Origin of the sequence: Flavobacterium rhizophilum (assembly GCF_046000485.1) — a bacterium.
Classification (GTDB): domain Bacteria; phylum Bacteroidota; class Bacteroidia; order Flavobacteriales; family Flavobacteriaceae; genus Flavobacterium; species Flavobacterium rhizophilum.
In genome coordinates, this window is record NZ_JBELQB010000011.1 from 35148 (window position 1) to 55518 (window position 20371).

Genomic DNA, 20371 nt, shown 5'->3' on the forward strand with positions numbered 1-20371 from the left:
ATTAGATTAAAAAGGAGCTGTTCCTGATACTGTTATACCCATAGATCTTGCAGTACCGGCAACCATACTCATTGCGCTTTCAATTGTGAAAGCATTCAGGTCAGGCATCTTATCTTCAGCGATAGCTTTGATTTGATCCCAAGTAACGCTAGCAACCTTTTTACGGTTTGGTTCCCCTGAACCTGATTTGATTTTAGCAGCCTCTAATAACTGAACAGCTGCAGGTGGCGTTTTAACAACAAAGTCAAAAGACTTGTCTTTGTACACAGTAATTTGAACTGGTAACACTTTGCCAGGTTTATCTTGTGTTCTAGCATTAAACTGCTTACAGAACTCCATGATATTAACCCCAGCAGCCCCCAAAGCAGGTCCAACCGGTGGCGACGGATTCGCAGCACCTCCCTTAACTTGTAGTTTAACTACTTTACTAATTTCTTTAGCCATTTCTTTAAAAGATTTAGCACATCTTCATTGGAAGCGAATGATGTGATTTTATATTAGTGTAACAAAAATTATACTTTTTCAACTTGCATAAAGCTTAACTCTAACGGTGTTTTTCTTCCGAAAATTTTCACCATCACTTCAAGCTTACGCTTATCCTCATTTACTTTTTCAACTGTACCGTTAAACCCGTTAAAAGGACCATCTATTACCTTAACCGTTTCTCCAACAGTATAAGGTATAGCAACATTATCTGTCTTAACAGAAAGCTCATCAACTTTTCCAAGCATCCTGTTAACTTCAGACATACGTAAAGGCACAGCATCTCCACCTTTAGTTTCACCAAGGAAACCAATAACTCCGGAGATTGATTTTATAACGTGAGGAACTTCTCCGGTAAGGTTAGCTTCAACCATAACGTATCCCGGAAAATAAACTCTGTCTTTGCTAATTTTTTTACCATCTCTAACCTGCACCACTTTTTCTGTAGGCACAAGAACCTGAGAAACATAGTCAGACATTCCTAACCTGCTTATCTCAGTTTCGATGTAGTTTTTAACTTTATTTTCCTGACCGCTTACCGCTCTAACCACATACCATTTTTTGACATTGTTATCAGTCATCGTAATAAAATTAATTTTTTAAGAAACTATAAATATTCGCAATAACAACCTCAAACCCTCTATCAACCCCAAACGTTGCCAAGGCAAATATTATCGAAAAAAGAGCAACAATAATGGTCAGCTTTTGAACTTCTGCCCACTCAGGCCACGTTACATTTGTCTTTAATTCTGCAAATGCCTCTGATACATAATTGGTAACCTTTGCCATATATTTTTAGTTTTTGCACGGGTGGAGGGATTCGAACCCCCATCAACGGTTTTGGAGACCGCTATTCTACCCTTGAACTACACCCGTTTGTTATAAAAGCCGGCGAACAAAAGCCGCCGGCCTTAATTTATTTATTTAAACTAATAAATTAGTCTAGAATTTCAGTAACCTGACCAGCACCTACTGTTCTACCACCCTCACGGATAGCGAAACGTAAACCTACGCTAAGAGCGATTGGGTTAAGCAGTTGTACGTCGATAGTTAAGTTATCACCAGGCATTACCATTTCAACACCAGCTGGTAAGCTAATAGTACCAGTTACGTCAGTTGTACGAACGTAGAACTGTGGACGATAGTTGTTATGGAATGGAGTGTGACGACCACCTTCTTCTTTCTTAAGGATATAAACCTCAGCTTTGAAGTGAGCGTGTGGCTTAACAGAACCTGGCTTACAGATTACCATACCACGACGGATGTCAGCTTTATCAATACCACGAAGAAGTAGACCTACGTTATCACCAGCCTCACCTCTATCAAGGATTTTACGGAACATCTCAACACCTGTAATAGTAGAAGTTAATTTATCTGCACCCATACCGATGATTTCTACAGGATCACCTGTATTAGCAACACCTGTTTCGATACGACCTGTTGCAACAGTACCACGACCTGTAATTGTAAACACGTCTTCAACCGGCATTAGAAATGGCTTCTCGATATCACGTACCGGCTCTTCAATCCACTCATCAACAGCATTCATAAGCTCCATTACAGTATCTACCCATTTTTGCTCACCGTTAAGTGCACCTAGAGCAGAACCTTTAATTACAGGACCGTTATCACCATCATACTGATAGAATGATAATAGGTCACGGATTTCCATCTCAACAAGCTCTAAAAGCTCAGCATCGTCAACCATGTCAACTTTATTCATGAATACAACGATTCTTGGAACACCAACCTGACGACCTAGTAGGATGTGCTCACGAGTTTGTGGCATAGGACCATCAGTCGCAGCAACAACAAGGATAGCACCGTCCATCTGAGCAGCACCAGTTACCATGTTCTTAACGTAGTCAGCGTGACCTGGACAGTCAACGTGAGCGTAGTGACGCTTAGCAGTTGCATATTCTACGTGAGATGTATTAATAGTAATACCCCTTTCTTTTTCTTCAGGAGCATTATCAATTTGATCAAATGATCTTGCTTCAGAAAGACCCGCATCACTTAATACTTTAGTGATAGCAGCAGTCAATGTAGTTTTACCGTGGTCAACGTGTCCAATAGTACCAATATTCAAGTGCGGTTTGGAACGATCAAAAGTTTCCTTTGCCATGATTTAATAATTTAATCTTAGTTATATAATTAGTGTTCAAATATTTACTAATATCGAGCCAATGACGGGATTTGAACCCGTGACCTCTTCCTTACCAAGGAAGCACTCTACCCCTGAGCTACACCGGCTTAACCCTGAAGGCTCGTTACCTTCAATTTTGTGGGGAGAGCAGGATTCGAACCTGCGAAGGTTTCCCAACGGATTTACAGTCCGTCCTCGTTGGCCGCTTGAGTATCTCCCCTAACCTTATTTTCAGTTGCTTTTCAAAAAAAACCTTGAGCCGATGGAGGGACTCGAACCCACGACCTGCTGATTACAAATCAGCTGCTCTAGCCAGCTGAGCTACACCGGCAACTTACAATAAAAAAGTCCGCTATTTCTAACGGACTGCAAATGTATAGATTTTTTATTTTAATCAAAACATTTTTGAACTTTTTTTTCAGTTATGAGTGGGCTCTAATTTTTTGCTTCCTCTTTACTAATAAACGCTCCATCGAGTCAGCTGCCAATTCTACAGCCTCTTCAAATGTTTTACACTGCTTTTTAACTATAAACTCATCACCCGGCACATTAATTTTGAGCTCTGCAATTTTATTCACTTTTGCACTCGTATTATCCAGCTTAAAAAACACATCAGAATGAACTACCCTGTCGTAATACTTATCAAGCTTATCTAACCTTGTCTGTACATAGCCAATTAGCTTTCTGTCAACATTGAAGTTGACTGCATGAACATTTACTTTCATAAACATAACTTTTAAATAGTTAAACATTATGAATTATTTCGGTTACGGGGATGCGTGTCCTTATACACTTTTTTAAGCTCCGATAAACTGCTGTGAGTATATATTTGAGTGGAAGACAAACTTGCGTGACCTAATAATTCTTTTACTGAGTTTAAATCTGCTCCGTTATTAAGCAAATGGGTCGCAAAAGTATGCCTAAGCACATGCGGACTCTTTTTCACTTTCACAGAGACAACACTAAAGTAACTATTTATTAACCTATAAACAAAAGATTCACTTACTTTTTGCCCTCTCTTATTTAAAATTAACACATCCCTGTCAACAAAGTTTTCAAGCTCACTTCTTTCTGTAAGATATTTTGTAATAAGTTCAGCCGTACAGGGTAATACAGGCAAAATTCTTTCTTTATTACGCTTACCCAAAACCTTTAAAGTATTCGCACTTTTATCATACGAAGAAAGCTTCAACCCAATAAGCTCTGCCCTACGCATACCGGTAGTATAAAAAAGCTCAATAATAAGTCTATCCCTTATTCCTTCAAAATCATCGGAATACTCTACTCCTGTACACACCTCCTGAAGTTCTTTTTCAGAAAAAGGAACCTGTACTTTTTTTTCAGTTTTGAGAGACTTGTGTTTTTGCAACGGATTAACCGTTATCTGTTTGGAACGCAACAGAAATTTGTAAAATGATTTTAGCGATGACATCTTACGGTTCACAGAGCGATTGGACAAGCCCTGCTCTACCAGAAAAACAATCCACCCTCTTATATGCGCATACACCACATCCTCAAGCATTATACTTTCATCTTCCTGCTTTATAAACTTTTCAAATTCAGAAAGATCATTAGTATAAGCCCGAAGCGTTAAAAGAGAATAATTTTTCTCCTTTAACAAATAATCTCCATATGCCTGTTTAGAATCAACCATAAAAAAACCGTTAACAGCAAAGTTAATCAACTTTTCTGCTAACGGTTATTATTTTTAGTTCAAAAAACTACTAGTTCTCTAGAGAGTCTTTTAGTCCTTGAACGTAAGCTGCTTTCTGGATTTGAGCTCTTCTTACAACAGAAGGTTTCGTAAACTGCTGACGACTTCTTAGCTGTCTAACAACTCCTGTTTTATCAAATTTTCTCTTGTAGCGCTTTAGAGCTCTATCAATATTTTCTCCGTCTTTAATTGGTATAATCAACATAATATAACACCTCCTCTCGTTAAGGGTGCAAACTTATAAAATATTTTTTGATTACCAACCAATTAATTTCGATTTTTATTTAACCGACCATACTGTATACCCATGCGGCGGCGCCTCCACCTTAACCCACGTGTCAGCCTGGGTAGTAGGCTCCCATCCTGAATTACCGGTATAATCCTTAATAACGGTATTCGCCCAATTGGTATCTACCCATCGTTCCTGCCATGAGTCACTATTGTTAATATACACTATAAGCCCCGGACTACCATTCCTTCTGGCAACATACTCATCGTTATCAGCATACAGGTATGAGGTAGAACCCGACGCCTTATTATTATGTATCCAGATAAGATTGTTCATTTTATTTTTATCAAGCCATTCCTCATAGTCCCTATAGAACACACACGGATAACCTTCATGAGTCATTATATATGCATAAGCCAAAAGTTTGTTGTTATAAATTTCATCGGTGTCGTGATTAGCTACAAATGTAACCGCCTTATACGAATTACGCTTTAACAGCATATCTCCGTTAAGCTGAGTAAGGTCGTTCCCCATAAAGGCATCACGCATCCTGTAATAGCAGGCAAAGTCAAACGCACTAGCCTCGGCCTGACTAGCCCACGACTCAAGCGTAGCAGCATTACCATCCCAATACTCTCCCACAGTAAAACCTCCTACTGCATTTTTAAAATTCTTTACTACCCATGGCTCAAAACCTTTTACATAATCAAAACGCCAGCCATCAAAACCCATTACATTTTTGTAATACTTAGCAATGGAGTTAGAATTATTATAGAGCCAATCCTGAACATACTGCTTATCATGACACAAATCAGGGAAACCACCGAAAGCACCAGCATCTGCCGAATGAAAATCATTTGGATGAAAATCATAGTACGACCTTACAAACATACCGGAAGCCGGCTGGAAATCAGTCCACGTATTACCTCCCGTAAAAGGATTATACTGCGAAGCTCCTCCACTGTTATGATTAATAACAATATCAGCAATCACATCGAGATTATTAGTATGAGCTGCCGATATAAGCGCCTGTATCTCACTAAGTGACCCAAAGCGGGTTTCTACACTCCCCATTTGGTTATAACTACCAAAGTCAAAATAGTCAAACGGATCGTATCCCATTGAATAACCTCCGTTTTGCGCCTTGGTTGCAGGCGGTAGCCAAATAGCATCAAAACCTGCACTACTCCAGGAAGAAACTTTCCCTTGTACAGTACTCCACCATGTTCCTCCGGCAGGCACATCCCAATAGAAAGCCTGCATCATTACTTTACCCCCAGCAGCCTTGGCATTAAACTCGGTTGACGGGATTTCATTGTTGGTCTGGATGTCTTGCTTAACATCCGCTTCCTCACCACAGCTTACAAAAGCTGCAGCAAGCAATAAAACAGATATGTACTTCATAATTAAAAGGATTAAATTTTATTTAATCTAAAAAAATAGCCTTAATTTTTTATGAAATTTTTATTTCTCAACCAACTATAACGTTGTAATGTTAATAAATTATACAAAAAAAAGAGCAACCTGATGCAGGTTGCTCTTTTTAATTATTTAAAATATAAATAATTACTCTTTTAAAATGTTACGGGAAATTACAAGTTTCTGAATCTCAGTAGTTCCTTCCCCTATGGTACATAATTTAGAATCTCTGTAGAACTTCTCAACCGGGAAATCTTTAGTATAACCATAACCTCCGTGTATCTGTACCGCTTCGTTAGAAACCTTGACACAAACTTCTGAAGAATACATTTTACCCATTGCTCCGGCAAGTGTAACTTTCTGATTTGTATTTTTAAGGTAAGCCGCTTTATGAAGTAATAGCTCAGAAGCTTCAATTTCAGTTGCCATATCGGCAAGCTTAAAAGCAATACCCTGGAAGCTGCTGATTGGCTGACCGAACTGGTAACGCTCTTTAGAATATTTTAAAGCTGCCTCATAAGCTCCTTTTGCAATACCTAACGATAGGGCTCCAATGGAAATCCTTCCTCCATCAAGCACTTTCATAGCCTGAATAAAACCTTCTCCTACCTCACCCAGTCTGTTAGCATCCGGTATACGGCAGTTATCAAAAATAAGTTCGGCAGTTTCGCTGGCACGCATACCCAGTTTATCTTCTTTTCTTCCGCTGGTAAAACCTTCCATTCCTTTTTCAAAAACAAAAGCTGTCATACCTTTTGAGTCACCTTTCTCTCCGGTACGAACAATTACCACAGCTACATCTCCTGATTTAGCATGCGTGATAAAATTTTTAGCACCGTTAACAATCCAGTGATCTCCATCTTTAACTGCTGTGGTATTCATACCTCCGGCATCTGACCCTGTATTGTGTTCAGTAAGACCCCAAGCTCCTATAAACTCGGCAGTAGCCAGTTTAGGTAACCATTTCTTTTTTTGTTCTTCATTACCAAAAGTAAGGATATGGTTTGTACATAATGAGTTATGTGCTGCCACAGATAATCCTATTGAAGGATCTACTTTTGATATTTCTTCTATTACTGTAATATATTCGTGATAACCAAGACCAGACCCTCCATATGTTTCAGGGACTAAAACTCCCATATAGCCCATCTCACCAAGCTTCTTAAAAAGATCTACAGGAAAATGTTGTTTTTCGTCCCATTCCATAATATTAGAACGTATGTGCTGCTCTGCAAAATCTTTGATAGAGTCAGCGATCATTTTTTGCGTTTCGTTATATTCAAAATTCATTTTGACTGATTATTTTTTAGAATTCCAAATATAACGCAATTATTTTTTCTTTTTGAGCAGGAAAACCATTTATTTTTAACAAATCCTCAATTTTAACGAATTTTCCCAACATACTCCTATGGGTAATAATAGCCCTCGCCAGCTCCTTATCAAAATAAGGAAAACGGGACAGCTGATTCAACGAGGCGTTATTCACATTTATCTTTAAGGTTTGTGGTATTTCTATAACCTGAAAACGCTCCTTTAGAAGTATTATAGCTTGTTGGGGAATCTGAGAAAAATCATCCATTTGCTCCATACTTACATAGCCACCCATTTGTTCTCTTCTCTCTATTATAAGCTTAGAATAGAAATCTCCTATTCCATATACTTTAATCAAGTCTTCTCTAGTGGCTTTATTAATATCGATGATTGTTATTTCTTCCTTGTTACTCGTTACAGAGACAATATCCTGCCCAATAACGCTTTGTTTACTAATCGGTTTAACAGGAAACCTGAAATAAGGAGATAGTTTCACAAATAAAGTATCATGTACTCCTGTTATATTTTGAAATTCCTGAGCCGAATTTACAAATGCACCGCTTTGCCTGTATTCGTTTAGCTTTTTTAATTGTTGAAGATTAATCCCTAAAACATACGCTTTGTAGTCTGAAATATAATTAGGGTTAAAAGGAAATATAGTATCCCTCTTGGTAGACTTTAGTGATCGTAGCCTATCTATTTCTGCTTGATGGGATAGCCATTCCTTCTCTTGCTGCGAAATAAATTTATCTCCGGTAAATAAAACCGATACATATATGTAGTAACCTAATTGGATAACCAGCATTAAAACCAATAATGCAACAACTCCTTTTTGCTGCTGTTTGGTAAAACGCAAAAAGAAATCGTAAGGCTTTTTCATTCGGTAAAATTTAAAGGAAGGTTATGTTTATAAATCAAACACCGAACTGCGTTTGGTATACACAGCATCTTTTAGCCTAAGCCAAAATGCCAGTGTTAGGTACACACCAAACCAAAGCCCTACAGTGAAAAAGGAAATATAAATAAAAAACAACCTAACATTAGTCACCCTCATACCTAACCTGTCGGAAAGACGTGCGGAAACATGAAAGCCGTTCCTTTCAAAAAAATGCCTGATGTTTGTTACAAATGACATAGCTTTAGTTTAGATTCCAAATTTACACAATTAACTTTTAATAAGCTCTAGCCCTAAAGCACATTGCATGCATTTTTTATGATCGCAATATTCTTTTTTAAGCTGAAGTAACGCCTGACTATCAAAAGCAGACTCTACAGCAACCTTATAAAACCGGAACTTATCAATTACAGCATTTTTCTCAGACTTTAAAACAGTAAGTAAATCCAGTACTTCATCATCAGTTTCTTTACCTATATGGCGGTTGTATGCAAACTTAAACGGCACTATGGTATTAATTATAAGCAAATCGATAAAAGCAGGCGATAGCGCTTTTCGTTTTTTTGTGCTTTCTTTATCAAACTGATAATGCGTTTTCCAATATTCGCTTACCTGTAAAGTAAACAAATCATATATATCCTGAAGGCTAGTAGCCTCTATAAGCTTAGAGAACAGGTTTTGATGTAAATGATACAACTGTGCCAGTTGAGATAATCGTATTGTTGGAAAATTATCAGGTCTCAATTTGAAAAACTGAAGCTCATCCAAGTATACTTCCGGCAACCTGTGCTTATGTGTTATATAATCAAACCTTGACTTCAAATCCTTAAAATACATATCCTGTTTATCAGCCTTTAGCAAACCTGCCCTACCCATAAAAAGCGCCTCGAGATTTTCGGCTTCAAAAGCCTCTTTTCTTATCACCGCAAACGGAATTGATTTTGCAAGTTCATAAAACACCTCTCCATTAGTATTGAGTCCGAAGTTTTTTGCCAGAAAACAAAACAACACAGCTTCCCAGTCGTTAGCCGTTTCAGTAGCCAGCTCAAGTATTGGTTTTGATTTTCGTTCCAACCGTTCAAAAAACAACCTGTCTTTCCAGTTAGACATCACAAAACTGTTTATGGAAGCCAGCTCCTTCTCACAATAAATCCATGTTTTAGGAGTAGTAAGCACCCTGTAATTCTCAACAGTAGCTTTATCGGTAAAATCTTTAAGTTGTAAAACAGGAATTTCGGTATTATCTTTCCTGTATACCTCAGTATCATGCTCCCACACCACATGTAAAACGACATTATCATAAGCCGAATCGTTTTCATGATTGTGTATATACCAATCAGAAGACTTTAAATGAATCTCAACGTTACCAGCCCATTTTTGATTACCAATGGCAAGCCGGGCATTAAAAAAATCAGGTCCGGCCTGTTGCAGGTATTGTCCGGAATTGATAATCTCGATTTTTTCTCCTTTAACGGTATGCAGATTAAGTATATCAAACTTTTTAAACTGCCATAAGTAATGCAGGAAGTCTTCTTTCATGAGGGTGTGGTTATAAGCCTCTAAAATACAGAAAAAACTTAAAAAAGCTTAATTTGATTGTGTACTAATAAATATAATTTAGCACAGGCACGTGCATCAGAGAGTGCTTCGTGGTGCGTAAGCTCAATACCATTACGTTCACTACAATATTTAAGGTTAGCCGGTTTATACCCTTTTTTCCTGTAAATGCGACAGGTACACTCCCATCTTTCTGCCAGATTAAGTTCATTATAATCCAGCCCGTAAAACCCCATTGTTTTGGAAAGCACATTACGATCAAAAACTTCATTGTGAGCCACAAGTTTTTTACCCAGCAAACGATTCCTTATTTCAGGATAGAGCTCATAAAACGTAGGTTCCTTTAATGTATCGTTTGGCTGTATGCCGTGTACCTGAATATTCCTGTACCAATATTCGTTTTCCGGAGGCTGGATAAGAGTATAGTACTCCTCTGTTATCACTCCGTCTTCCACAGTCACGATACCCACAGCACAGGCACTATAAGGATGCCCGGTTGCAGTTTCAAAATCTATAGCTGTAAACGTACTCATATCAAATAAAAAAGAGCCATAAGGCTCTTTTCAAATATACTCAATATTATTTTATTGAACTTATAATGTCGTGTTTGGTTATAATGTGATGTCGTCCGTTACCAAGATCAACCAACACTGCCTGATTGTCTTTATCGATAAGTTTGGAAACTTCCTCTATAGAGGTGTTTGCCTTAACAACCGGGTAAGGTTTACCCATAACCTCCCTGATAGGTTTTTCGGCTATATCCTTATCTTCAACATAGCTTCTAAACAAATCTGTCTCATCAACCGACCCTACAAACCCATTCGTGTCTATAACAGGAATTTGTGATATTTTATATTTACGAAGGCGCTCTATAGCGTGAGATACCAATTCTTCTGTTCTAACTACCACAAGAGGTTTGTCGGCATGATCTTTAATCAGGTCTTCAGCTTTAGTAAGCTCCTCATCAAGGAAGCCTCTTTCACGCATCCAGTCATCATTAAACATTTTACCTACGTAACGGCTACCACTGTCATGGAATAGCACTACAACAACATCCTCCGGCTTAAAGTTCTCTTTAAGCTGAAGCACTCCCTTTATAGCTGCCCCTGCAGAGTTACCTACAAATATTCCTTCTTCTATAGCCAGCTTTCTGGTAAATATTGCAGCATCTTTATCGGTTACTTTAGTAAACCCATCAATAAGGGAGAAATCTACATTTTTAGGAAGAATATCTTCACCTATACCTTCGGTGATATAAGAGTAGATTTCGTTCTCGTCAAATATTCCTGTTTCATGGTATTTCTTGAAAACTGAACCATATGTATCAACTCCCCATATCTTAACATTAGGATTTTGTTCTTTCAGATATTTAGCCACTCCCGATATGGTACCACCAGTACCAACACCAACAACAAAATGAGTTATCTTACCTTCAGTCTGTTCCCAGATTTCTGGTCCTGTTTGCTCGTAATGTGCTAATGTGTTAGAAGGATTATCATACTGGTTTACATACCACGCATTAGGCGTTTCTTCCGACAGCCTCTTTGAGACAGAATAATACGAACGTGGATCTGTTGGCTCAACATCTGTAGGACAAACTACAACCTTAGCTCCAACTGCCCTCAGGATATCCATTTTCTCTTTAGACTGTTTATCTGAAATAACACAAATAAGTTTATACCCCTTAACGATTGCTGCAAGCGCAAGCCCCATACCTGTATTACCCGATGTACCTTCAATAATGGTACCTCCCGGTTTTAGGCGGCCGTCTGCCTCTGCATCCTCAATCATTTTTACAGCCATTCTGTCTTTTACAGAATTACCCGGATTAAACGTTTCTACCTTAGCCAAAACCAAAGCATCTACCTCTTTAGTTATTTTATTAAGCTTCACTAAAGGTGTGTTACCAATGGTTTCAAGTATATTGTTTGCGTATTTCATTTCAATAATTAATGTGTCCTGAATATGAGGACAAAGATATACAGATAATGTTTAAAAAACAGTTAATGTAAAGATTCTTAGGAGAAGAAATCCCAAATAACTCCAAAGCGGATTACAGCATCCCTATATGGGTAACTTGGTGCCGAGAAATAGTTATATCCTGAAAACGAAGAATTGAAATGTTCGTATTTAAGAAATACTCTAAAAGTCTTGATTTTCGCATTAAGAAAGAAATCCATTAAAGGAAAATCACCAATCTTTTTCTTATCCTGAACATAAAACTCTCCCAGTAAAGGATTGTAATCATTAGCATAGTACTTTGTAAAATACTGGAAAGTCACACCCGTTTGAATAAACAGGGCCTTTTTAAATAAGTGCTCTGAAAAGTAAAATGTATTACGGGTAATAAAATCAGGTACATTAAGTATTTTATCACTTTGCGTAACATTTTGATAAAGCACAGTATTATCCAATCCAAACTTACCAAACTTAAATTCTTTTGAAGCCTTGATAGAAAGGTAATTTATAGTACCATCATACTGTGCCGGACTAACAATTACAGGCTCTATTTCATCTTCGTCAAAAGGGACTTCATTCCTTTCAAAATACAAATGATCATTAAGCACTGTGTACTGCATAGAGGCATCAAGCCATTTAGTTTTAGCTTCAAATTCAAAGCTGTTTATTTTTTCGTTCTTAAACTCATTAAACCAGTTATAGTCTATATAGCCACTTTGATATAATCTGTAATTAAGATCAGGTAGTTTGTTCATATTTTGATACCTAAAACTTAAAACATTCTCTTCATCAAAAGTATATCTGGCCGATGCCTGAATATTGGCCAGCGACTGATTAGTTATGGAGTTTGAAAATAAAACCGATCCTTTAAGCTTATCTTTATGATAAGTATACCGTGCGCCATATGTATTAATCCTATCGTTAATAGCATTAGGTATAAAATTGTCACCAAAAATGATCCTTTTATAAAAGTAATTATAAGTATAGTCTTCAAGGTAAAACTCAATCATACCAATATCCTCATTGCTATAAGCAGCACCAAGCATATTATACAACCTGTTATAACGTGTTTTATTATTAATATACGAGGTATAAAAATCACCAAACCTTTGGTTAGCCTTAGGCTGAGTATAAAGGAATGACTTATTCTCATAATTAAACTGATGATGAAAAACCAGACTATTAGGGTTTGATTTACTTAATCTAAAAGTATGATCTACAAAAAAGCGATTACCTTTCATTAAAGATGTAGCATCTTTATTATAAACATCCAGTCGTTCCCTATCTGTATAAAGAGGTTCGCCGCTTTCAAAAAAATCAACATCAGTAATACCACCATTCTCCTGGTTGGAAATATCCTGACCTGTAAAATGAAGCTTTAAAATATATCTTTTATCAGTGGTATTATAGCTGGTAATAAACCTAAAATTTCCGTTACTGGAAATAGAATTAATATACTTACCTATTGAACGTATACCTTTGTATGCAACAGCAAAGTTTAGGTTATCTGATGTATTAAGGGTAACTAAAGCATCCAGTATTTGCCCTTGAGACAAAACTGATTTATAAAACAAATCAGTATATGGAGTAGGTACATGATAATAATTTATATCATTAACCTCCATGTAGGCAGCATGCTTAGCTTTAAATCCAAATTCAGGGAAAGCATTATACTCTGTAAGTCCATAATCCAGTACATTATATGTTTGACCTTCGTTAGGAAAAGCCAATAATCCAAAATTATCTTTCCTTAAATAATTAGCCTTATAATCATTTTGAACAGTTAAAGTAGTATCTACATAAGTAGTATCTCTGTCGATAGTAATTATCTTATACATATCAACTGTAGCTATAGAATCTGACGCTTTAACACCTGAGGGTTTTGAAGTTGAAGTATTATCAGGTTGCACAGAAGAACCCTGCTCTTTTGTGGTGGTTGATTTAGGTTTTACAGCTCCTTTTCCCCTTATTTGTGAAAACATAAGCATAGGAAAAAAAAACAACAACAAAATGAAATGCTTCTTCAACATTGAATATTGGAATTTCTGACAAAGATAATTTTTTAAAGATATATAAACATATAAAAAAACCCGCTATAAAGCGGGTTTTTAACTAATATAAACAATTTCTATATTATTGTTTCGTAAACACTACATTGATAGTATTAGTAGAACCTCCTGAAAATACTAACCTGTAGTTTACATTAACTGTACCTCCATTAAGGCAGGTTGCAAAACCGTTAATACCGTCAAGAAATACATTTCCAACTCCACCGTTGTCATTAAAAAGAAAGTTCTCTTCTGGAGATGGGTAAGTAAATGTACCATCATTGTTTAGGTAAACAGTAGTAGTACCGTTAGCTCCATATATATTGTTTATGATAAATTGGTTTTCCTCAGCACCTAACTCAATGCTAGATGTGTATTGAGTAGCACCATCACGAACTGCACTATAAGTACCAACAAGATCATTAATATCAAGAGCACTTACTACAAATTCTTGTGTAGGGAAATCAGAATCTTCAAACCCAACAGTAACATTAGATTTACTTGTAGATGTTAAAGTTACTTTAAAGTGAGAACAAGCAACCTGAGCTGAAGCAGGAACCGTAAAAGAGATGTTAGCACTTAACTCCCCTTTAGGTATGTATACAGATCCAGGTATGTTTATGTAAGACGATGACCCATCAATATCTTCAATTGTATAATTAACAGTTAATCCTTCATTAACAGGATTATTAGGCGTTACCTTACCATTTAAATCTACTATATCAACAGATTTGATTACAAGAGGAATTGAAGCAGTTACAGTAGATTCAGTACCCTGAATTACACTAGCATAAGTTACTCCTTCACTTTCAAACTGAACCCATCCTGATGATGAATCGTTACCAAATTTATCGCTATTAGGATCATGGTAATCACAGCTAGTTAAAGATATAGCTGCAAAACCTAATAAACCGTATATAAATTTTTTCATAATTTAAATTTATTTATTTTACTATATCTTAATTAGTTTTTTGTTAATGTAAATGAACTTTGATTTGAACCATACCCGCAAGCGCCAGTAGTGTTCTCAATAAAGTTAACATTAATTACAGAATCATCTTCAGTATTGTAGGGAGCGCGATCACCAGTATCTACAGGTCCCCAAGTAAATTGGTTATCACCGTCATCAGTACACCTAAGACCTGTTCTAACAGTACCTCCTAAATTAAGATAATCACACTGGAAGTTTATTTTTACAGTTCTTGAAGAACCTACATATCCAGGGTAAGGATTAATATCAAAAACACGCTCATAAGCATTTGCACCTACAGAAAGCGTAACATTTGAATCATCAAATATTACAGGGTCTGTAAACATTGATTCTGTTGCCGAAGCTGTATAACTACCTGTAAATTCTGAAAGAAGAGGACAAACCTCATACACTCTAATTTGAGCTTCTGTAAAACCTAGAGACTCATTACCAAAGTTTGAATCAGGAATTCTGATTGTAAAGTCTTTAATTTCCTCATCAACAAGATTATTATCCTGACCAGTAATATCCATAGTACCTACATAACCACCCGCAGGAATGGTTACCGAAGCAGGAACATTATAAGTAGCAGCATTAGCAGTACCGGCAATTACTTCAATATTAAAAACTCTGTCTGAGCTAGATAAAGTACTTGAAGTAAAAGTAATAGTAGTAATACCATTTGCATCTCTTTCTACAGGTAATGAATAAACATCACTTGAGAATGATAATAGAGTTGCATTTGATGGGTCTTCACCATTGAAAACCGTTGGCTCAACATCGTCACATGAAGCGACGATAGCAGCCAGACAAAATATTTTTAATAAATTCTTCATACTCTTTTTTTTAAATTTTAGTATCCAGGATTTTGCTGTATAGTAGGGTTTGCACTTATTTCCGAGTTAGGAATAGGCAAAGTGAACTTATAGCTTGTTGGAGCTAAATCACAGTCAGAACTAAATGAAGCACAGTCAACGCTTTCTCTACTAACTCCAACACCAATTTCAGTACCTATTCTCTTTAAGTCAAGGTATCTGTGACCTTCAAAAGCAAATTCTTTTCTTCTCTCTAGTAAAACATCCTGCAAAGCAGCATTTAAATTAGCATAAGTTGGAAGTGTAGTATTACCCCCTCCTACAGTTCTAACATCTCTAAGAGCTTTTATAGCTACCGCAGCAGCATTTAGGTTACCTGCACGTGCCTGAGCTTCAGCTCTGATTAAGTACATCTCAGCTAATCTGAAAACTTTAACATCATTAATGAATGCATTATCGTTAGATCCCATATACTTACCTTGAAGAAGAATGTTATCCGGAGAGTTAAAACCTTCAATAACACTTTGAGAGTGAATAATGATATATCTTCTGATATCGTTAGCTGATAATGTATTAAATAAGCTGTTAGAAACTTCAAAGAATGGACTACCATCAATACCGTCACCATTTGCAGACCATAGATCCATAATCTGGTTATCACCCTGACGACGAGAAAGAGCAAAAATTAACTCAGCTGCTTCAACATTATCATTTACATATAAAGTAGTCAAATCCTCATCATCTGAAAGGCTATACACCCCTCCATCAATTAATTCATTAGCATTATTTAAAGCAGTAGTGTAGTCTCCTTCAAACAAGGCTACTCTTGCCTTCATTGCTACAATTACATCAGGGTTAACATAAAACTTCTGTTCTCCGGCTGCACCTGCATAATCTCCTACTGTGTCAAAAGTATCCCCCATTAAAGAAGCTGCTTCCTGCAGATCATTATCAATAAATTCAAATACTTCACCTACAGAGTTACGAGGAAATACATCTAGTACTTCAGGCACAAAGTCCATAATAATAACACCAGGAGCAGTTAAGTCTTGATAATCTGAAACAAAGTATTGCATCAGCTCAAAGTGGCAAAATGCTCTCATAGCTAATAACTGAGCTTTAATTTCGTTAGCTGCTACTCTTTCATCAGCAGTTTCAAGTGTTGGGTATATTCTATCCCAAGCTCTAAGAACCCTGTTTGAAAAGTTGATAACCGCATATCTTCCACCCCATAGTGTTGTTGGGAAGTTACTTCCCGGCTGAAGGATAAAGTTGTAAGTTTGATTACCCTGATTAGAGCTAGCAAAACCTCTTTTTATGTTATCAGTAAAAAGATCATTAAATAAAATTTGATCTCCACTACCATTACCTCCGCTATCAGGACTGTATGCTGCATAAACTCCATACAAACCAGAACGTAAATCGTTTACTGTCTGAAATGCTACTTCTTCTGATAATTCTGACTCCTGAATTATATCAGTCGCATCCTCACAGGAAGTCATCCCTATAATTGCTGCTAGTAAGCTTATTCTTAATATTTTTTTCATAGTTGTCTTTTATTAGAAATTAATTACAGCTCCAAAAGTATAAATCTTAGGAGTTGGATAGTTACCCCTGTCTGTAGAACGGAAACCAGCTTCAGCATCCCAACCTCTGTATGAAGAGAAAGTTAAAAGGTTCTCTCCCTGAACATAAAGTCTTAAACCTGAAATTGGTAAATCACGTAATAACTCATCACTGAATGAATAACCGAATAAAATATTTCTAAGTCTTAAGAAAGACGCATCTTCAAGGTATCTGTCAGTTGAGTTAATGTAATCTACAGCACCATAAGGAGCATTTATTCTAGGAACTGAAGTGATATCTCCTACATTTTGCCAAGCATTTGCTGTAGTTGAAACCCTGTTAGAACCATCAGATATACTACTAGTTTCTTCTAACTCTGCGTAATCAAGATTATTTCTGTAAAGATCTGCAAAGTAACTCCATTGAGTACTAAATTCGAAACCTTTATATTTCACAACAGTACCAAAACCACCTTGCCATGCAGGGTATGTAGATTTACCTGTATTAACCCTATCAGAATCATCAATAGTTTCAGTTAAACCACCGTCAGCAGTGTAGAATAAAGGATTACCGTTTGCAGGGTTAACACCAGCATACTTAATTACATAGAAAGTACTGAATGGAGAACCTTCGATTAATGAAGTAGAACCATTACTAAACACTAAACCATTGTAACTATCCGGTAAATCTCTAATGAAGTTTTTATTGTATGAAGTATTAGCATTAACAAGTATTGTCCAATCTTCATTACGGAATACGTTATATTTTAAAGTAACCTCAACACCTTTGTTCTCCATCGCACCAATGTTAGTATTGATACCTGAAGTAGCATTAACAGGAGATACAGGAGTTTGCTGGAATAAATCTGTAGTACGTTTTCTATAAACATCTACACTACCAGAAAGTTTATTTTCCCATACACCAAAGTCAACACCTATGTTAGTTTGAGCTGTTTGCTCCCATCTTAAACCAGTGTAACCAATTTGAGTTGGAACTGTACTTACAGATCCGTCATAAGTACCACCTTGTCCATATAAACTACGGGTTAAGTTTAGAGAACTATATTGAGCATTACTTATACGTTGGTTACCAGAAGTACCGTAAGAAGCTCTAATTTTAAGATCAACACCTTTTAAATTATTTCTAAAGAAATCTTCCTGATCGATATTCCATCTACCACCTACAGACCAGAAAGTACCCCATTTGTTATCGTCGATGAAACGGAATGAAGCATCACGTCTTACAGTTGCAGTAACACCATACTTACCTTTATAATCATAATCAAAGTTACCAAAGTAAGAGAATAATCCTTCTGAAACCTTACTTGAACCAACAGTAGGAACATATGGTTGACCTTCTCCTTCAATTACAGTACCATCAATAAATGCAGCACCTGTACCAACTAACCTTGGATCAAGACCACGTTGAGAAAAGCTAATACCATCAAGATGCGCTTTATTATACTCAACAAAAGCAGTAGCATCAATAGTATGATCTCCAAACTGATTGTTATAGTTTAATCTTGCAACAGAGTTAAATCTAAAATCTCTACTAGTCGACTCACTGTGAACACCTCCAAATTCAGCATAACCATCTTCATCATTAGGATCTGTACTTGTTACCTGGAAAGGACCTAAAATACTGTTAGGATGCAAGATTTCAAGAGCCCTGAAACTAGAAAAATCAACACCCATCTGGAAACCTGCAGTAAGGTTTTTAGCAAAATTCCAATCTGCAGCAAAACTTGTAAGAATTTTAATCTCATCTTCAACATCCGTATTCATGTGAACAGAGTTAAGTAATACATAAGGAGCTTTATCTACCGCGATAGAAGAAGGATCTCCATACACAAGACTTCCTGTATTGGTCACACTACCGTCAGCATCATAAGGAGATAAATATGGTAAACCATGTAAAGCTGCTCTAAAAGGAGCAAAATAGATAGCATTTGAACCAGCACCATCTACACCATTTGATCTAGAGAAGTTACCACTGAAGTTAAATGAGTAATTAAACTTACCATCTTCTGATTTACCAGAGAAGTTATTTCTAACACTGAAACGTTTAAAGTTTGTATTGATAAAGATACCATCCTGCTCAAAGTAACTTAACGAAGTAAAGTTATTTGTATTCTTTGAACCTGTAGTAATAGCTAAGTTATGAGATTGAGTAACACCTTTTCTAAAGAAAATATCTGACCAGTAAGTATTGTTTTGCTTTGAAAGTAAATCAATTTCAGCATCAGATAAAGTAGAACCAAAACCATCACCAACTCTTTTCTGGAAGCTTAGTAACTCTTTTGAGCTCATCAACTCCATATTTAACGGCTGAAGCTCACTGTAACCAAATTGTGATGTATACCTAAACTCCATTTTCTCATCATAACCACCTCTTTTAGTAGTAATAACGATTACACCGTTAGCACCTCTATTACCATAAATAGAAGTTGCAGCAGCATCTTTATAAACCTGAACAGAAGCAATATCGTTCTGGTTAATACTTCTAAATCCATCTTCATCTACCGGTACACCATCAATAACAAATAACGGCTCTACGTTACCATTAATTGTACCAATACCACGAAGAATAATTGTACTATCAGCACCTGGCTGACCAGATCCTGTACCAATATTAAGACCAGCTATCTGACCTTGTAAGTTTTGAAGAACAGAAGCATTTGCTCTATCTTCAATAGCTTCTGCTGTAATACCAGCAACAGCCATAGCTGATTTTTCTTTAGTTATACTACGGTAAACGTCTTTTACAACAGGACCTAAAAGAGTCCCTTCCGGAAGTATAACATTATAAGAATTTTGAGCCCCTACAACTACTGTTTGAGTAGTGTGGTTCACGAAAGTAAACTCTAGAGTTTCACCCACATTAACTTTGATAGAAAAATTACCATCAAGGTCTGTTTGAGTACTACGCTGAGTTCCCTTTACTAATACATTAGCGCTTGGAAGAGGACCGGTTTCATCCGACACCGTACCACTCACTACTTTCTCCTGCGCAAAAGAGAAATTAATTGTCAACGCCATTAAAAGCGTCATAATCCAAGTAAACTTCGATCTCATACTTTATTAATTTGAGTTAGTTAACCGCAAACTTCTTAATAATTTATTAATAAAACAAATATTACTTCGGAATAATAATGTTAAATAGACGCAAAATTGCATTATCAAGAATTTGCTAATCATATAGTTATTAGATACTTTTTTTGTTAAAAGGTTGCGTTGATTTTTTACAAAAACAAAAAAAA

19 protein-coding genes and 4 tRNA genes are annotated in these 20371 nt (G+C 36.5%); all 23 read right to left on the reverse strand.

The window, feature by feature from the left end; all coding sequences use genetic code 11:
• Window positions 1–6 precede the first annotated feature (6 nt).
• Window positions 7–444 (reverse strand): 50S ribosomal protein L11, encoded by a 438-nt coding sequence (gene rplK / locus ABS768_RS13940; protein WP_035135491.1) that lies wholly within the window; start codon window positions 442–444, stop codon window positions 7–9.
• A gap of 68 nt (window positions 445–512) precedes the next feature.
• A complete protein-coding gene (gene nusG, locus ABS768_RS13945; protein ID WP_035135489.1) occupies window positions 513–1064 on the reverse strand; it encodes a transcription termination/antitermination protein NusG in 552 nt (183 codons plus the stop codon).
• Between the two features lie 10 nt (window positions 1065–1074).
• Entirely contained in the window at window positions 1075–1272 is a 198-nt protein-coding gene (secE, locus tag ABS768_RS13950; protein ID WP_157481341.1) for a preprotein translocase subunit SecE, read from the reverse strand.
• A 16-nt stretch (window positions 1273–1288) separates the two neighbouring features.
• Window positions 1289–1359 (reverse strand) — tRNA-Trp (locus tag ABS768_RS13955).
• Window positions 1360–1420: 61 nt separating this feature from the next.
• Window positions 1421–2608, reverse strand: coding sequence for an elongation factor Tu (tuf, locus tag ABS768_RS13960; protein ID WP_408075561.1), 1188 nt, complete (start codon window positions 2606–2608; stop codon window positions 1421–1423).
• Window positions 2609–2664: 56 nt separating this feature from the next.
• Window positions 2665–2736: transfer RNA gene (locus ABS768_RS13965), tRNA-Thr, on the reverse strand.
• A gap of 32 nt (window positions 2737–2768) precedes the next feature.
• A tRNA-Tyr gene (locus tag ABS768_RS13970) sits at window positions 2769–2849 on the reverse strand.
• A 37-nt stretch (window positions 2850–2886) separates the two neighbouring features.
• A tRNA-Thr gene (locus ABS768_RS13975) sits at window positions 2887–2960 on the reverse strand.
• Between the two features lie 91 nt (window positions 2961–3051).
• Window positions 3052–3354, reverse strand: a complete 303-nt coding sequence (hpf, locus tag ABS768_RS13980) for a ribosome hibernation-promoting factor, HPF/YfiA family (RefSeq protein ID WP_408075562.1) — start codon at window positions 3352–3354, stop codon at window positions 3052–3054.
• Between the two features lie 26 nt (window positions 3355–3380).
• Window positions 3381–4283 carry a tyrosine-type recombinase/integrase gene (locus tag ABS768_RS13985; RefSeq protein ID WP_408075563.1) on the reverse strand — a complete coding sequence of 301 codons (903 nt, stop codon included), beginning with the start codon at window positions 4281–4283 and terminating at the stop codon, window positions 3381–3383.
• Window positions 4284–4353: 70 nt separating this feature from the next.
• Window positions 4354–4548, reverse strand: a complete 195-nt coding sequence (gene rpsU / locus ABS768_RS13990; RefSeq protein WP_408075564.1) for a 30S ribosomal protein S21 — start codon at window positions 4546–4548, stop codon at window positions 4354–4356.
• 75 nt (window positions 4549–4623) lie between these two features.
• Window positions 4624–5976, reverse strand: coding sequence for an alpha-amylase (locus tag ABS768_RS13995; RefSeq protein ID WP_408075565.1), 1353 nt, complete (start codon window positions 5974–5976; stop codon window positions 4624–4626).
• 162 nt (window positions 5977–6138) lie between these two features.
• Window positions 6139–7281 carry an acyl-CoA dehydrogenase family protein gene (locus ABS768_RS14000; protein ID WP_408075566.1) on the reverse strand — a complete coding sequence of 381 codons (1143 nt, stop codon included), beginning with the start codon at window positions 7279–7281 and terminating at the stop codon, window positions 6139–6141.
• Between the two features lie 16 nt (window positions 7282–7297).
• Window positions 7298–8182 (reverse strand): ComEA family DNA-binding protein, encoded by an 885-nt coding sequence (locus ABS768_RS14005; RefSeq protein ID WP_408075567.1) that lies wholly within the window; start codon window positions 8180–8182, stop codon window positions 7298–7300.
• Window positions 8183–8209: 27 nt separating this feature from the next.
• Window positions 8210–8437, reverse strand: a complete 228-nt coding sequence (locus ABS768_RS14010) for a hypothetical protein (protein WP_035135473.1) — start codon at window positions 8435–8437, stop codon at window positions 8210–8212.
• Between the two features lie 30 nt (window positions 8438–8467).
• Window positions 8468–9736, reverse strand: coding sequence for a DUF2851 family protein (locus tag ABS768_RS14015; RefSeq protein WP_408075568.1), 1269 nt, complete (start codon window positions 9734–9736; stop codon window positions 8468–8470).
• 38 nt (window positions 9737–9774) lie between these two features.
• Window positions 9775–10287 carry a 3'-5' exonuclease gene (locus ABS768_RS14020; RefSeq protein WP_408075569.1) on the reverse strand — a complete coding sequence of 171 codons (513 nt, stop codon included), beginning with the start codon at window positions 10285–10287 and terminating at the stop codon, window positions 9775–9777.
• A gap of 46 nt (window positions 10288–10333) precedes the next feature.
• Window positions 10334–11695 carry a pyridoxal-phosphate dependent enzyme gene (locus tag ABS768_RS14025; protein ID WP_408075570.1) on the reverse strand — a complete coding sequence of 454 codons (1362 nt, stop codon included), beginning with the start codon at window positions 11693–11695 and terminating at the stop codon, window positions 10334–10336.
• Between the two features lie 77 nt (window positions 11696–11772).
• On the reverse strand, window positions 11773–13695 hold the full coding sequence (locus ABS768_RS14030; RefSeq protein WP_408075571.1) for a putative porin: 1923 nt from the start codon (window positions 13693–13695) through the stop codon (window positions 11773–11775).
• A gap of 151 nt (window positions 13696–13846) precedes the next feature.
• Entirely contained in the window at window positions 13847–14692 is an 846-nt protein-coding gene (locus ABS768_RS14035; protein ID WP_408075572.1) for a hypothetical protein, read from the reverse strand.
• Window positions 14693–14724: 32 nt separating this feature from the next.
• Window positions 14725–15567: a hypothetical protein gene (locus tag ABS768_RS14040; protein ID WP_408075573.1), complete on the reverse strand. Its 843-nt coding sequence runs from the start codon at window positions 15565–15567 to the stop codon at window positions 14725–14727.
• A 17-nt stretch (window positions 15568–15584) separates the two neighbouring features.
• Window positions 15585–17093 carry a RagB/SusD family nutrient uptake outer membrane protein gene (locus tag ABS768_RS14045; protein ID WP_408075574.1) on the reverse strand — a complete coding sequence of 503 codons (1509 nt, stop codon included), beginning with the start codon at window positions 17091–17093 and terminating at the stop codon, window positions 15585–15587.
• A gap of 12 nt (window positions 17094–17105) precedes the next feature.
• A complete protein-coding gene (locus tag ABS768_RS14050; protein ID WP_408075575.1) occupies window positions 17106–20186 on the reverse strand; it encodes a SusC/RagA family TonB-linked outer membrane protein in 3081 nt (1026 codons plus the stop codon).
• Window positions 20187–20371: the final 185 nt, after the last annotated feature.

What these genes read in the sequence shown, in the direction of transcription:
- ABS768_RS14015 (WP_408075568.1), bottom strand. Translation starts at nt 9,736, where the DNA reads ATGAAAGAAGACTTCCTGCATTACTTATGGCAGTTTAAAAAGTTTGAT.
- ABS768_RS14030 (WP_408075571.1), bottom strand. Translation starts at nt 13,695, where the DNA reads ATGTTTTCACAAATAAGGGGAAAAGGAGCTGTAAAACCTAAATCAACC.
- ABS768_RS14010 (WP_035135473.1), bottom strand. Translation starts at nt 8,437, where the DNA reads ATGTCATTTGTAACAAACATCAGGCATTTTTTTGAAAGGAACGGCTTT.
- ABS768_RS13985 (WP_408075563.1), bottom strand. Translation starts at nt 4,283, where the DNA reads ATGGTTGATTCTAAACAGGCATATGGAGATTATTTGTTAAAGGAGAAA.
- ABS768_RS14035 (WP_408075572.1), bottom strand. Translation starts at nt 14,692, where the DNA reads ATGAAAAAATTTATATACGGTTTATTAGGTTTTGCAGCTATATCTTTA.
- hpf (WP_408075562.1), bottom strand. Translation starts at nt 3,354, where the DNA reads ATGAAAGTAAATGTTCATGCAGTCAACTTCAATGTTGACAGAAAGCTA.
- ABS768_RS14050 (WP_408075575.1), bottom strand. Translation starts at nt 20,186, where the DNA reads ATGAGATCGAAGTTTACTTGGATTATGACGCTTTTAATGGCGTTGACA.
- ABS768_RS14000 (WP_408075566.1), bottom strand. Translation starts at nt 7,281, where the DNA reads ATGAATTTTGAATATAACGAAACGCAAAAAATGATCGCTGACTCTATC.
- ABS768_RS13995 (WP_408075565.1), bottom strand. Translation starts at nt 5,976, where the DNA reads ATGAAGTACATATCTGTTTTATTGCTTGCTGCAGCTTTTGTAAGCTGT.
- ABS768_RS14020 (WP_408075569.1), bottom strand. Translation starts at nt 10,287, where the DNA reads ATGAGTACGTTTACAGCTATAGATTTTGAAACTGCAACCGGGCATCCT.
- ABS768_RS14045 (WP_408075574.1), bottom strand. Translation starts at nt 17,093, where the DNA reads ATGAAAAAAATATTAAGAATAAGCTTACTAGCAGCAATTATAGGGATG.
- ABS768_RS14005 (WP_408075567.1), bottom strand. Translation starts at nt 8,182, where the DNA reads ATGAAAAAGCCTTACGATTTCTTTTTGCGTTTTACCAAACAGCAGCAA.
- rplK (WP_035135491.1), bottom strand. Translation starts at nt 444, where the DNA reads ATGGCTAAAGAAATTAGTAAAGTAGTTAAACTACAAGTTAAGGGAGGT.
- rpsU (WP_408075564.1), bottom strand. Translation starts at nt 4,548, where the DNA reads ATGTTGATTATACCAATTAAAGACGGAGAAAATATTGATAGAGCTCTA.
- tuf (WP_408075561.1), bottom strand. Translation starts at nt 2,608, where the DNA reads ATGGCAAAGGAAACTTTTGATCGTTCCAAACCGCACTTGAATATTGGT.
- nusG (WP_035135489.1), bottom strand. Translation starts at nt 1,064, where the DNA reads ATGACTGATAACAATGTCAAAAAATGGTATGTGGTTAGAGCGGTAAGC.
- ABS768_RS14025 (WP_408075570.1), bottom strand. Translation starts at nt 11,695, where the DNA reads ATGAAATACGCAAACAATATACTTGAAACCATTGGTAACACACCTTTA.
- ABS768_RS14040 (WP_408075573.1), bottom strand. Translation starts at nt 15,567, where the DNA reads ATGAAGAATTTATTAAAAATATTTTGTCTGGCTGCTATCGTCGCTTCA.
- secE (WP_157481341.1), bottom strand. Translation starts at nt 1,272, where the DNA reads ATGGCAAAGGTTACCAATTATGTATCAGAGGCATTTGCAGAATTAAAG.